At 38.0% G+C, this 14,320-nt stretch carries 5 protein-coding genes; all 5 read right to left on the bottom strand.

The features are described from left to right. Positions 1-39: 39 nt before the first annotated feature. Complete coding sequence (locus MHH87_RS03000) at positions 40-714, bottom strand: S-layer homology domain-containing protein (protein ID WP_340747849.1); 675 nt, start codon at positions 712-714, stop codon at positions 40-42. Positions 715-943: 229 nt separating this feature from the next. Continuing rightward, positions 944-3,739, bottom strand: coding sequence for an S-layer homology domain-containing protein (locus tag MHH87_RS02995; protein WP_340747848.1), 2,796 nt, complete (start codon positions 3,737-3,739; stop codon positions 944-946). A gap of 132 nt (positions 3,740-3,871) precedes the next feature. Further along, a complete protein-coding gene (locus MHH87_RS02990; RefSeq protein ID WP_340747847.1) occupies positions 3,872-6,772 on the bottom strand; it encodes an S-layer homology domain-containing protein in 2,901 nt (966 codons plus the stop codon). Between the two features lie 714 nt (positions 6,773-7,486). Next, positions 7,487-9,322: a hypothetical protein gene (locus tag MHH87_RS02985; RefSeq protein WP_340747846.1), complete on the bottom strand. Its 1,836-nt coding sequence runs from the start codon at positions 9,320-9,322 to the stop codon at positions 7,487-7,489. A gap of 346 nt (positions 9,323-9,668) precedes the next feature. Continuing rightward, positions 9,669-14,312 (bottom strand): endonuclease, encoded by a 4,644-nt coding sequence (locus MHH87_RS02980; RefSeq protein ID WP_340747845.1) that lies wholly within the window; start codon positions 14,310-14,312, stop codon positions 9,669-9,671. Positions 14,313-14,320 lie beyond the last annotated feature (8 nt).

Genomic DNA, 14,320 nt, shown 5'->3' with positions numbered 1-14,320 from the left:
CAAATAAAAAAGTGAATGCAGATGCATTCACTTTTCCAATTACTGTACGTCGATTACATCAAAATCATCACTAACCGCATTCATCGCATTATCTAAAAAGGTTGCGAGCTGTCCGCGTGTTAAATTTTTGTTCGGACTAAAGGTTGTTGCTGTCGTACCACTTGTGATACTGTACTGCACGAGCGTTTGAATATAACGCTTGGTCGCAGCATCCGTTAACTTATTCACATCTGCAAACTTTGTCGTTGTAGCAGCCGATTGCTCAAGCTCAAAACCAAGCGTTAACATTTTGGCAAGTTGTGCTCGGGTTAGCGTATTATTCGGTTTAAACATTGTACCGTAGCCACCGACAATCCCTTTTTCATACAATGCAGCAACCGCTCCGTAATAGTTACTTGAAGAAGAAACATCGGTAAAGCCAGGATTTTTAACGTTTTTCGTATTAAGACCGAGCGCATTCGCAAGAAATAATGCCGCTTCTCCGCGCGTAGCATCCTGCCCTGGTTTGTAGGATGTAGCCGTTACCCCTGTGACGATTCCTTCACTGTACATGTTCATGATGGCATGATAATGTGTATTATTTGATTTCACATCGGTAAATGGATTCGTTTGGGCTGTTGCCGGTGCTTGTGCTACGAATGCAGCGGTTGTTGCGGCAGCTAAAAGTACCGCACTATATTTTAAAAAGTTGTTAGAAACAGTAGATTTTTTCATATTTTGTTCCTCCTTGCTACAGTACTTCTATTATACAAGAAACTGGACGCCTTCTATAATCATATGAAATGTTTTTCTTCTATTATAAAAGTAGAAAGATGCCCCTCATTTAATGAGCATTTTTGCAAAATCCATTGTTAACTACTAGTGGCTACAAATCCTTGTTCATACTTCCCTAGACCTCTTACAAAATGAAAGCACACTCAATGACCGAGTGTGCTTTCGAATATTAGAAATATATACCTGCTGGAACTGTAAATTGAATAGGTGTTTGTAATAGCAATGGATTTTTCGCCGAATCTGTAATCGCAGCACTTTGTGATAAGCTGATCGAAACAAATTGATTCGAACTAAACAAATGATTTAGTTGAATTGAAACCTGACGGCGATTTTGTGGTGATACCATCGCTGTTTTTACTTGAACAGGCATATTGTTTACGTAGACAATAAATGAACTATCCAATACATTTATCAACTCTTCACTAAATGTTAATGTAACCGTGTCATAGCCGGTTACAAATTGATAGCCTGTTTCAAATACTGGACGAATATTCTCTTGTAAGTAAATAATTTCTTGTCTCGTTGGCATGATGAAAGTCGAGCCATTCGCCTTCAAATTGCTAATTGTTAATGTTTCACCACGTTGAACATAACGCTCGTTATCCTTCAATGTTAATACTACTTTAGTTGGTGCATCTTGACGAATGGTTGCTTTTTCAATTGTTGCATTTTGACCAATAAAATAGTTCGCTGGGTTAGATCCTGTAATTGGGTCCACATTTGCCGAGAACGTTAATACAATAGTATTATTATCAATCGCTGTACCTGGTGTTGCTGTCGCTGATGTTTGCACAGATAGCAGCGATAATTGTTGGTCTGAATACTGTGAATCATAGCCACGTACAAAAGTTGTTGATGCATAATTATTTACTTCTTGTCCAAATTCACCAGTTAAACCCGTAAAACTCACATTGCCATACACGGTCGCACCAGCAGGAACGGTTGTACCGAGTAAATGAGCAAGTTTTACACGAATAATGCGGTCATTCGTCGCATGCTTTGTCATTTGTGTTACACGGTTTGCAGGAATATCCACTGTATAGCCTTGTGCAACATAGCTTCCCGTCATCGATAGAGTTGCTACTGTTGGAATGTCAACATTACGATCAAACGTAAATTCTAAATACTCTTCCCCTTTGTCCGATACAACTGCCGAGTTAATAACTGTAGGCTTTGTTGTATCTGTTACAAAATTAAACGCAGTTGAGAAGGAATTTACTTCACCAGATAAATCGGTAATTGTCCGACCAGGTGTTGTAGAAATTGTCATATAGCCTGTTAAATAAGCATTTGTCGTGACAATATATGATTTCGCATCAGTTGGATCTACTTGAACAGATACGATACCTGGTGTGTATGTATTTTGAACAATTGTTAAATCACTTGGCTGAATCGCATACAATTCTTCAGAGAAGGTTAGCTTAAATTTTTTCGCTCCGAGCTGCGTTACATTAACAAGCGTTGGTACAAACCCATCTTTATTCCCTTTTGTTAAATACGTTGTTAATGGATTTGGTGATGATAAATTGTTTGCAAGGTCAATAATTGTACCAAATGTCGCTTGAACTGTTGTGCCTGATGCTAGTAACGTTCCTCTCACTGTAGCTCCCGCTAAATCGTAAATAACCTCAGTCGCATTTGTGCCAATTGTTCCTGTAATACCTGATACAACGGTACCATCCACTAATGTGAAACGCGTTGAACCTACTGGATTATTAATTGGTTCAGAGAATAGTACTTTTACTTTCGTTGCACTAATATTTTGAACAGAAGTAATTGTTGGGGCTGTTTTATCGCCAGTAAATGTTACAATATCATCAAATTTTACTAATGGCTTTGCTGTTTGTGATGTAATACCATCTACAACGATGCGATAACGTCCTTCAAGGCTTACTGCATTATTTGTTGTAATTACTAGTGTACGTTGGTCTTCACTTAGTTCGGCTTTCAATAACTGCACCGCACCTATCCGGTCAATCCCTGTTACCGATACTAACTTCGCAATCGCTGCTGCATTTAATGTTTTATCAAGTTTCACTGGATGATTAAATTGAATCTTAAACTGGCTACCATTGTCATTTGTAATCGATGTAACTTTTAAATCCGCTACTTCATATTTCACTGTTGTTTTATATGTTTTATCACCGATTTCAAAGGATACTTCTGTTGCAACATTATCAACAAGTGGTGTTTTTAACGTCACAATATACGCTTTGTCATCTGATAACACAACGCGTAGCTTGTTGTTTGCTTGCACTTCAACCGTTTTAATTGTTAATATTGGTGCTTCCGGCTCTTCTGGCGTTTTGTTCGGTGTTTCAACTTTCATCATATTATATAGGAAGGAAGCAAATTGGCCGCGCTTTGTTTCGTCCTTTGGCGTAAATATTTTTTGTTTTGTAATATCATAATAATCGAAGACGTTAATTGACTCTTGATGCTCCTCTGTCGTCTTATTAAGGTCCGTAATCTCCCCTGTGAACTTTTGCTCTTTCACATGTGCAACATAATCGAAGTCATTGATTACTTTAAATGCACGTACAAGCACTGAAGCCATTTGATCGCGACGAATGACATCGTTGTGCATTAGTTTGCCGTTGCTTCCATTAAAGACACCCACATCTTTCACAAGCGCCGCATATTGTAAAAGCTCGTCCTGCGATTTTGCAGTTAAATCGGCAAAACGCATTTTCGTTTTGTAATCTGTTGGCACTTTATGACCAAGTGACACTAAATATTTCCCAAGCAATTTTACAACATCCGAGCGTGTTAATGATTGGTTCGGGCGGAATGTGCCATCTGGATAGCCATTAATTACCCCCATATTCACTAATGACATGATTGTATTTTCATGTGCATTGCCTTTTAAATCTGTGAATGTTGCCGCTGAAGCTGCTGGTATGATTGCCGAAGTAGCTACAGTGATCGCTGCTGCGGATGCGATGAATCTTGAATGTTGTTTCATATATGTATCCTCCAATGGTATATTATTCTATTATTATAGTTAATTTTACCATTATCGGGAAAGAAGGAAAAGAAAAACCCCCTACCGGAAAGGTAGGGGGTTTGAAATTTACTCATCAAATGATGGGATAAATTATTTAACTTCGATAGCTTTGAAAGAAGTTACGTTACCAGCAGCATCAGCAATATTGATTGTGCTTGCAGCGCGTAATTCAACTTTTTTGCCATCAGCGATTAATTCATAGATGTCTTTATCAGTTACAGATACAGTTACAACTTCTGAAGAAGCAGAAGCAGTGATTGTAGCAGTTACTTTTTTACCGTCTACGAAGAATTCGAAGTCAGTACCATCTACTGATGATACCGCTTCGCTGAATGTTAATTCAACGTCAGTAGCATTTTTAATTACTGCTTTTTTAACAACTGCAGTTACGTTTTCAGCAATTGTTACGCCTTCAGTTGCAACGTCCATTACTGTTACGTCAGAAGAGTAACCTTTAACGTTAGAAACTGTTACGTTGTAAGTACCAGTTAATTCAACTGTTTCGTTTGTGATGAATACACGAACTGTTGCAGTTGATGCAGCTGGGTTGTTTGCAGTTAATTCAACTGAAGTAACAGTTGCGCCTTCAACTGTGTAGTTAGCAGCATTTTTAGCTGTTGCTAAGTCTACTGCGTTGTTGAATACTACGTCTACGAATGCAGAGCCTTCTGTAGTACGTTGACCTACAGTTGCAGGAGTTACTGAAACTACTTCTAATTTGTTAGTTGAAATAGCTGCACCAGTATTTTTGAATGATACTGAGAATTTAGCAGAATCATTTGTGAATAAATCTGTGAAGCTAGCTGCTGCAAATTCGATAGTGTAGTTTACATCAACTTTTACAGCTGAAGCATCAGCTTTAGTTAATTCTACGTTTACTTTAGTAGCATCGTCAGCATCTACAGAAAGGTTAGCTGCTGGTACTACTACTGATTGAGTTACACCGTACTCATCAACATATTTTAATGTTAAATCAGAAGTTACGTTTTCAGTAACTTTTTCAGAGAATTTAAGTACTAAAACGTTGTTGTTGTTTACTTTTTTAACTGTTGAAGAAGTTAAAGTTGGAGCTGTTTTGTCAGCGTTGAAGTAAACTGTTTGAGATTTAGCAGCATTTGTGTTACCACTTAAGTCTTCGAATGCATTTTTAGCAATTTCAAGAGTACCAGTAGTAATTGTGCTTGCTACTTCTACTACGATAATTGTTGCATCTTTGTCAGAAACTTCAGCTTTAACAACTGCTGCACCTTTAAATGTAATTTTTGAAGCGTCTAAGTTTGCAACTTTTTCGCTTACTTTAATTTCCATTGTTGTTGCAGAAGTAGCTGTGATTGAAGTTACTTCAGGTTTAGTTTTGTCAGCATCGCTAATTGTAACTGATTTTGTTGTTGGTACAGCTTTGTTACCAGCGAAGTCAGTTAAACCAGAGAATAAAATATTAATTTCTTCATTAACTTCAGTTGTAGGAGCAAATGTAAGAGTTAATGTTTTACCATCTTTAGATAAATTTCCAACTGGAGCTGTTAATGTAGTTTCAACTTCTGTATTTTTGTAAGAAGCTGTGAATGCCTTAGCAGAAGCATCAGTTACTGGCTCAGAGAATTTTACTTCATAAACATATTTAGAAGTAGCAGTTACGCCAGTGATTTCTGGGCGAGTAGTATCTTTAGCTACACGGAATGACTCTTGGAAAGCTTTTAATTGCTCGCCAGCTTCCGTTTCTACAGTGTTTGCAGCGATTTCGAATTTGTATACGCCTTCAGCAAATGCAGTTTCAGCAGCTGGAGTAAGTGTTAATGTTTTACCATCTTTGCTTAATTCAGCGATATACGTATTAACTAATGTACCGTCAATTTTAACAACGCCATCTACTAAAGTACCGTCAGCTTGAACAACAGTATCTTTGTCAATTGCTTTGCTGAAAGTTACTACGATTTGTGAGTTAGTAGCTTGTACAGAAGTTACAGCTAAGTCAGTTACTACATAAGTTACTGTTGTAGTGTAATCAACACCGTTAATTTTGAAAGTTACTGTAGTTGCTTTGTTAGCTTCTAATGGAGAAGTTAAAGCTACTTCGTGTTTAGTGTCATCAGTTAATACTACTTCTAAAGTTGTTGCATCAACAACAGTTGCAGTTTTAACGTCTAATACGTATGTAACTTCAGCAGTGTATTCTTTTTCACCGATCGTGAAAGTTACTGTAGTTGCTTTGTTAGCTTCTAAAGCAGTTGGTAAAGTTACAGTGTGTTTAGAATCGTCAGAAAGAACAACTTCTAAAGTAGTTGCAGATGTTGCAACTGCAGTTTTAACTGTTAATTCAGCAGCTTTTACTTCAACGTTGATTGTTTTGTTTAAGAATGAAGCGAATTGGCCACGAGTTACAGCAGCTTTAGGGTTGAAGTTTTCAACACCAGAGATACCTAAGTCGCGTACAGCTTGGATTGCAGTGCGAGCTTCCTCTTTAGCAGTAGCTAAGTCAGCAACTGTTACGTCTTCGATGTCAGCAGCTAATTCTACTAAAGAAGTACCGTTTACAGCTTTGAAAGCGCGGTCTAATGTTACAGCCATGTTTTCACGAGTGATTTTACCAGCAGCGTTTAAAGCACCGTTAGAACCGTTGAATACGCCAGTGTCTTTTACAAGAGCAGCATATTTAACTAATTCTTGGTCTTTAGCGTCTACAGCTACGTCAGTGAAACGAGCTACAGTTGCGTAGTCAGCAGGAATTGTGTGCCCTTGAGCTTCAACCCATTTACCTAACATTTTAACAACTTGACCACGAGTTAAATCTTGGTTTGGTTTGAATGTACCGTCAGCGTATCCACCGATGATTCCAGCTTCAACTAGAGCGTTGATGTTTACCGCGTGTGAGTTAGTTTCAGCAACGTCCGAGAATGAAGCAGAAGCTACAGGAACGATTGCAGATGCTACTAAAGTAGCAGTCGCAGCAGTTGCTACGAATTTAGTATATTTCTTTGGTTGGTTAGCCATAGAATAATTTCCTCCTAATAAATAACAAAATTTTACTATAGTAGTAAAGTTGTCTCGTAAATTACGATAACATCTAAAAGTATATTAGTATGGAATTTCATTGTCAATGCTATTTTAAGAAATATACGGTAATAGATGCAAGTCTTGATATCACAACTATCATTCCCTTAATTTAATAGACATATTATTGGTAAATAATTTAACTCATGGTATTATTTAGTATATAAATATAGCATTATCTTATGTTTTACTGTTTTATATATTACCATTTTTAACATTTTTTTGATTAAAAGGATTTAGGTGTGCTGACTATTTAATTGTAGGTCTATTTTACATATTAATACATAATGTTATTATTCATGGTTATATTTTTGTATAAAAGAATATAATTCCTTTATATATTGTTTATTGGAAACTATTTATACTAAAGTAGATATAATCTTTGGTAGAATCACCACCACTAATCCATTGAAAATATTAGTAATGAACCCAGATCTAATCTAAGAGAGTAGTACCATTTTAAACCGTTTAATCGAATAAAGACAAAACCCGTTCCGAGTAGATTGAACTACTTCGAAGCCGTTTTCTTTTGCTTATTTCGTATATTCTAAAATTACTTCTTTCTTTTAAATGATCTGTACAGCTATTTTAGATTCCTTATCAAATGCTTTTAGATGTTCATAATTCTGACTAGCTAACTCCTCAGAAATAGCTCTATACCGCATCTTTTTTTCTTTTAAACCAAAATAAAGCTCCACCTGATGCTAACGCAAAGATTAGCGTTGCAAAGATAAGCCAGATTCCAATTGATGATTCAGCTCGGTCTTCAACTGGTGCTAGCAACGGTTGTTCAGTTGTTTGGGCTGGTGTAACCGCTACCTCGTTTACTTTTTGCTCAGCAGATAGTTCTTGTATAACGTGTAAATTGTTTACATAGTGTTTGTACTGTTCAATATTCACTTCATTTAAGGATTCGACCGTATCAATATATACCCACTTTGTCCCTTGTTCGAACGGAAGACGTTTGAAAATAACCGAGCCTGATTTGTCATACGTTCCTGCGATTAATGCACTTTCATTCGTATGGTCAATGATGATATCCCATGGCACAGAATAATCGTCAAATTGCATGGCCACATAGTCATTTTCCAGCTCTTTAATGTCGATCAATTGGCGGTATGGATAGGTTTCACCTGGCTGAGTTTCACTAAATAATGAGATGTACTGAAAATCATCTACTGACGGACCATTTTCACCGGCTTGCGCATTAAATGTTGCTGTATCCATTTTCACACCATAAAAATCATAAATGACTTGATCAATTGGCGCTCTGTCGTAATATGTATAGCCGCGCTCATCTTCACCCGTTCGACTGCGAGTGAAAAACACCGGATCATAGTAAGGGAGCCCCCTTGCTATGCCGATTTCAACATTAGAAAAATAAGAAACTAAATTCCGCTCCATCTCGAATCTAAATGGAATTTCTAAAATTAATGACTGAGCTAACTTCTGTTGTAATGTTACTAGTTCTTCCTCATCCCACCCTGCATACGACTTCACTAGTTCTTGCTGCGTACCGGTAGATTTTTCGGCTAACGCTAATAATTGTTGCTGCACGTTTTCTACATGAAATGAATAAGAATTTGAAAGTGTTGCTGATTGATCGTCATCTTTATAAATTTCCATGACTGCTTTTGCGTTCACATATGGGGAAATTTCCATTTCGAAATCTTTGTTCGTCACAGATTTTTTCTTACCGTTTTCAGTCATTGAATAATGCATGGCGTAAATGGTTTCATTGTAGGCATTTTTTTGTTGACCACCAAAGTATTCCTTCGATACAACTTCTTCTATTAAATAAGTCCGTTCACTAACGGCACCACTCCCTGATTGCAGTACAAATAGAGAATTGAAATATGAGTTTGTTGGCACTTCATATTTTTCATTGCCGCCGCTTATTACATAGTAATCTGTTTTGGCTTGGTCATTTAACTTTGATAACGGATATGCTGAGCCTCGCTTTGTACGGGTATCATGCTTGACGTAGTAATCATTTGTATTTCTTACAATAGTTAAACCGTCTGTGAGCGTCTTTTTGTAAATGACATCCGGACCACTATAAACCGTTTCAACATACTCCCCTTTTGATGTATCCGAATCCGTCACAACATACAGTTCCTCCACACCGTCCTGCGTAAAGTCATGGACAAGTGCATACACAATATTCGCCGTCTCTGACAATTGCTTGTAATAGGTTGAATACGAACGTGTCAAATCAATCGTAAAGGGCTTGATGAAATCACTCTTCACCCAGCCAAGCCGATTATGATAGAGCACCTTCGTCCACCCATTCTCTTGCGCAATCGGCTCCACGCGCGCGCCTTGCTTCAATTTTGCCACTGTCATCCCTGCCGCATCAGCCGTCGCCGTCATAGTCACACCCACTTCCGGCGTTACGATATAATAAGGCGTCGCATTAGCCTGACTCGTGGAAGGCAGAACATATACACTCAGCACAGCGGCCATCACTATCGAAAAAATGTATTTCATCGTATGTCCTCGCTTCATTAACCCGAACACTTCAAAACAATAAAATGTCCTAATTTTCTTTATATACCAATATTAGTATTTTAACAAAGATGGTGGGAGCTGTGGGGGAGATATTAAATACGAGCTTGCCTTCAATTTCCAAAAAACAACATCCAGCATGTAAATAGTTAGATGTTGTGCGCATTTCATGCTTTATACAATATTTGGAATTTACTGCATTAAAAAGACACATCTCGCACAAAATTGGACGAGATGCTGAGCTTACTTATTTACCAAAAAACGCCAGCTAGGAATACATAGCTCACGGTTTTTGATGCAGTTTAGATTGTCTCTCTATAAATTTACATTACTCCCAAATAGAACTCACCCACTCTGGATGGTCGATAAATGGATTGCGGTTACCTTGCCACTTTTGAATGACAGTATTACGTTTTCTTTCAAATTCATCGACTGGATCTTGCTCATGCCACTGTAAAAGAACGGACAGTTTGCCGTGGAAAGGAATGCTCCCATTATTTACTCTGTCATTTAATTCGAGGTCAACACTATCTCCAGCTTCATAGCGAGTTGCCATGTAGAATAATATTCGAGCGACATCGCCTTTGACACGATTAGGTGGTTCAAAGGAATCCGAATCTTTATAACACCCATTACAACCATTAACAGGACTTCCCCCATTATCAAAATCCAAATTACTTCTAGAGCTATTTACTTGTACATCTGTCGGACGCAAATGGTGGATGTCAGTCCCAGGTCCCTTGCTAGTACCGAAGCCGCCGTGTGATTGTGCCCATGTATGTTCACGATTCCACTGCCCCACGTTCCCACCATTACTCGTTTTAGAACGTGATACACCAGAATAGAACAAAATAACATTATTCGAGTTATTTGGATCTTCATCTGTTTCACGCAGTGCATCCCATACTTGGTCATATGAAAGTTGAGTATGACCCTCGATAATTTCATGTAAGGCTGCTTTTAATGCTTGCCCCTCTTTGCCTAATGCGTCTTTGTAGTATTCATCAGCTGGCGATTCACTGGATGTTACGGTTACACTGAAGCTCGTCGTAACACTTTTTTCACCATCTGAAGCTGTAACACCAACAATATGGCTTCCTTCTTCAAGATTTAATGTTAAAGTAGAACTTTCTATCGTTCCTTTTGTCGCGACAAAGGTTAGAACGTCATTATCAGAATCAGAAAAATAATCCGTTAATGAAATAGATATAGACTCTCCTACTTTTACTGTTGCGTTAGGGATATTTTTTTTCACAATAGGCGCGTTGTTTTCACCTGGAAAAGAAGGAACCGCAATGGGCTCCCCTTTCGAATTTGTGAATTTAATATTTTTGCTACTCGCACCATTACTAAATTCAATTTCTTGAATATTTTCAGCGCCTCTAATTTCTTTCACATTCGTACCATCGATGATAACTTTTTTCACTACTGTTCCTTTAAAATCAATAATCGCTCCAGTATTTATTGGTTTAAGCTTTACAGTATGCGCTGCAAAACCTACCCCGTGGAATTCTGCATAGTTTCCTGTGAATAAAATACCTTCTGTTATTACGGAATCCTCATCCAGTGTTACGGATACACTTGGTTTGCCAATCGTTAATTTCTTCGTTTGAAGATTTTTGATATTGATTGTTTTTTCAGCAGTGATTGGCTCTACAACTTCTCCACCTGCCAAATCAATTTGTACCATGACAGGATCGTGGTCACTTGCACGGCCAGCCATATCCGTAAAGTCTGCATTGATGTGTAAAATATCAATGACTGTTTTGCTTACTAGGTTATTAGAAACTAAAATATGGTCTAAAACTTGTGAGTTACCTTGATATAGATACGTATAGCGATCAGAAGTTTCTACTTTATTGATCATATTTGTCATCAATTCGCCCTCATGAATTTTAAGGGCATCTGCGAATTGATAGTCGTTAAAATCACCTAAGGAAACGATATTAGCATCAGGATTTTTTGTTTTAATATCATTTGCAAAGCTATAAACGATTTGCGCAATTTTCTTACGTTGAATTTCACTGTTATAAACAGGTGGTTGGATCGCTCCGAACAATGGCGTATCACCTGATTTTGAGTTCCAGTGGTTGGCAATGACAATTACTTCTTCACCTTGGAAGGTAAATTGTGCTGCTAAAGGTTTACGGCTACTGTTAAATGCGGCATTAGTTGGATCGATACGACCTGGGTTAAGTGTTAACTTGCCATTTTCGTAACCAACCGCAGTAGTCGCATTCCCAACTAGAATGCCTTCTGGTAACGAAACGCGTTCTCGATTATAAAGGAATCCTACACGGATGTTTGCATTTGGTGCACCACCATCTGCATTGTTGATAGGATCGATGTTGAGGTAGTTGTATCTCGGACCACCCGCATCAACAATCGCTTGAATCAATCTTTCGTAGCTTTGATTTGCCTTGGAGTCTCCAGTAGTTTCACCGTTATTATCCTGCACTTCTGTTACGCCAATGATGTCCGGGCTTTTCATGTCTTGCGCAAAAGCTCTTGCTAGTTTTCGCGCTTTGTCGTCAGAAGACGATGTTTTATTATTCGAGAAATTTTCTAAGTTGTATGAAGCAATTGTTAACTTATCCTCTGCTTTAACAATTGTTGTTTTTTCTGGTGTTGCTGTACCTTTTAAATGTGCTGCTTTCATTTCATTTAAAGAAACATAGATTTTAAAGTTTTGATAAGAGTATCCAACTACTCCCGTAATAGGACCCCTGAACTTATCACCTGTCGCCACTTCAAAATCTCGACCAGGTCCATTTGGTTCTAAACGGAACTGAATTCGGTTTGGATTTTGATTCATTTCTTCATATAATAGGCCCCCATGAAGTGAGTTCGTACGTGCACTTTCCAAAACGGTAATCAAATCGCCATGCTCTTGTGGTGCTACAGTTTTCACATTTCCAACCTGTACGCGCATCCCTTCAATACTTTCCCAGAAGTCAATCGCGTCTACTGTTGGATTGAAAACTTGTAGATTATCACTATCGATTTTCGCTAACGACATTTTGGATTCGTCAATGATGATCGGCGCTGGTAATGCGACGCCTCGTTCTACTACTGTCACTTTTCCACCTTGATCATTTCGAACATTGATTTGCGTTGTTTTCAAATCGGTTTGTTGACGATCATCATATCCATCATATGCAAATTCACTTACTTTACCTGTTACGGCTACTAGGTCTCCTACTTGAATTGGCCAATTGTTATTACCACTGTAAAGAACAATCCCTTCAGAAGTATCGGGGTTATTGTCCGCTAATTCATCTGGCGTTTGGATGTTGTAGTAATTTGAACCATTCAAAACAAATGAGTAGGTAACAACCCCTTTAATACCTTCCACTGTTTTATTATCAAAGGAAGAAACATGCCCTCCACCTTGAATATCATGAATTTGAAGACTATCTGTAATAATATAGTTAAATGTCTTCACTTCAGAGGAGCCATTTGCTGTTATGACAATTGCTTTGAGTGTTGTATTTTGTTGAACAGTAATGGGCGAAATGTATTTTGTACTAGTTACTGTTGGCTCCGTTCCATCTATTGTGTAATAAATTTCAGCATTTGCCGTAGTTGTAGACAATGTTACTGTTGTACTACCAATGAACGTTCCGCTTCCAGGACTTGCTACAACCGGTTGTAATATAGAGCTATCCTCCACTATATCTTGCACCGAGCGCGGGATAATCTGATAGACAGCATCAAATTGTTGGACAATACCAGTAATTGACTCATATTTTTGGCCTACCACTAAATTTAATGAACTGTTTTCATCACGTACGATGAAGTCTGTCGTTCCATCTGTTGCTGTATAGTTAAGTGCATTAACTGCAGTTAATGTTATGTTTTTTGCTTGAACAAGAAGTGATTCATTGCTTTCAGTCACTTCAGCACCTGTCACAACTTTAGCTGTTGGGGCTCCAATAGTTCCTGTCTTTTCAACGACTGTTGCGCTATCTAATTGAAGAAGACCACGGAAATTCGCTAATTTACCAGTAAGTGTTACCTCATCGCCCACTATTATAGGTAAACTAGTCGGACGTACAGCAATACCACCAGTGGAATCCTGTACGGAAATTGTATTCTTCAAGTTGGCAGCTACTATGCCTTTAATCGTAACGGTTTCACCAATAGCTGTGTTACGAGCTGCTGCGATGGAAAGTATCCCCGATTCCGTTGCTACTGTATACGTGAACTCTGATACCGCACTGTCCTCTAGCCCCTCTTTAACAGCGATGGCCTTAATAATCATATCTTTGTCAATAACAATAGGAGCTTCATATTTAATACTTGAGGTAGTTGGAGCTGATTCATCAGTCGTATAGTAGATTGTTGCATTATCTGTTTTTGTTGATAACTCCACTTTCGTTCCAGCATTTACTTGACCGGAAGAAACTGTTGCTGTTACCGTGGAGACATTTATGGGATCCTCATTCTTAGCACTTGACCAGCTAATATCATCTAATACGATTTGTTTATTACCCGGAGAGGCATTCGTGATTTTAATCGTAAATGGACCTTCTACATTTAAATTATCAACAGTAAAATTATGAATCTCTGTGTCATCATAACCAGTGGAGACCCCAATGGATTGTCCGTTTATAAATACTTCTATCTTTCTTTCTCCTGCTCCTGTAAATGCTTTTTTGAACTTAACGGAAAAGGCGCTTATACCACCCTCTATGGTATTAGATTCAATAAATTTTACAGTATCTCTAAATAAAATCCCTTTACCATCAATTTCATATCCTGTAGCTGCTCTTGCCCCGCTATAAGACCACACAACGCCATTTTCACCTTGAAAACTACCGTCAACATAACTAGTTCCTGCAATAGTGAGATTGTTAAAGTTTTCTGCGAACGTTGCTGCCTGGGACTTGTTTATTATTAACGGATTAATCAGACTGACAATCATCATAAAGATGAGAATCAGGGAAATTTTACGTTTCTGTTTTTCCAACATTTCTC

It is taken from the genome of Solibacillus sp. FSL H8-0538, assembly GCF_038003525.1.
Lineage (GTDB): Bacteria > Bacillota > Bacilli > Bacillales_A > Planococcaceae > JBBOPI01.
This window is presented reverse-complemented; position numbering and strand designations above follow the sequence as displayed.

Bases quoted from the DNA above. Each gene is read 5' to 3' on its own strand.
- MHH87_RS02985 (WP_340747846.1), bottom strand. From the start codon at position 9,322: ATGAAATACATTTTTTCGATAGTGATGGCCGCTGTGCTGAGTGTATAT.
- MHH87_RS02990 (WP_340747847.1), bottom strand. From the start codon at position 6,772: ATGGCTAACCAACCAAAGAAATATACTAAATTCGTAGCAACTGCTGCG.
- MHH87_RS03000 (WP_340747849.1), bottom strand. From the start codon at position 714: ATGAAAAAATCTACTGTTTCTAACAACTTTTTAAAATATAGTGCGGTA.
- MHH87_RS02995 (WP_340747848.1), bottom strand. From the start codon at position 3,739: ATGAAACAACATTCAAGATTCATCGCATCCGCAGCAGCGATCACTGTA.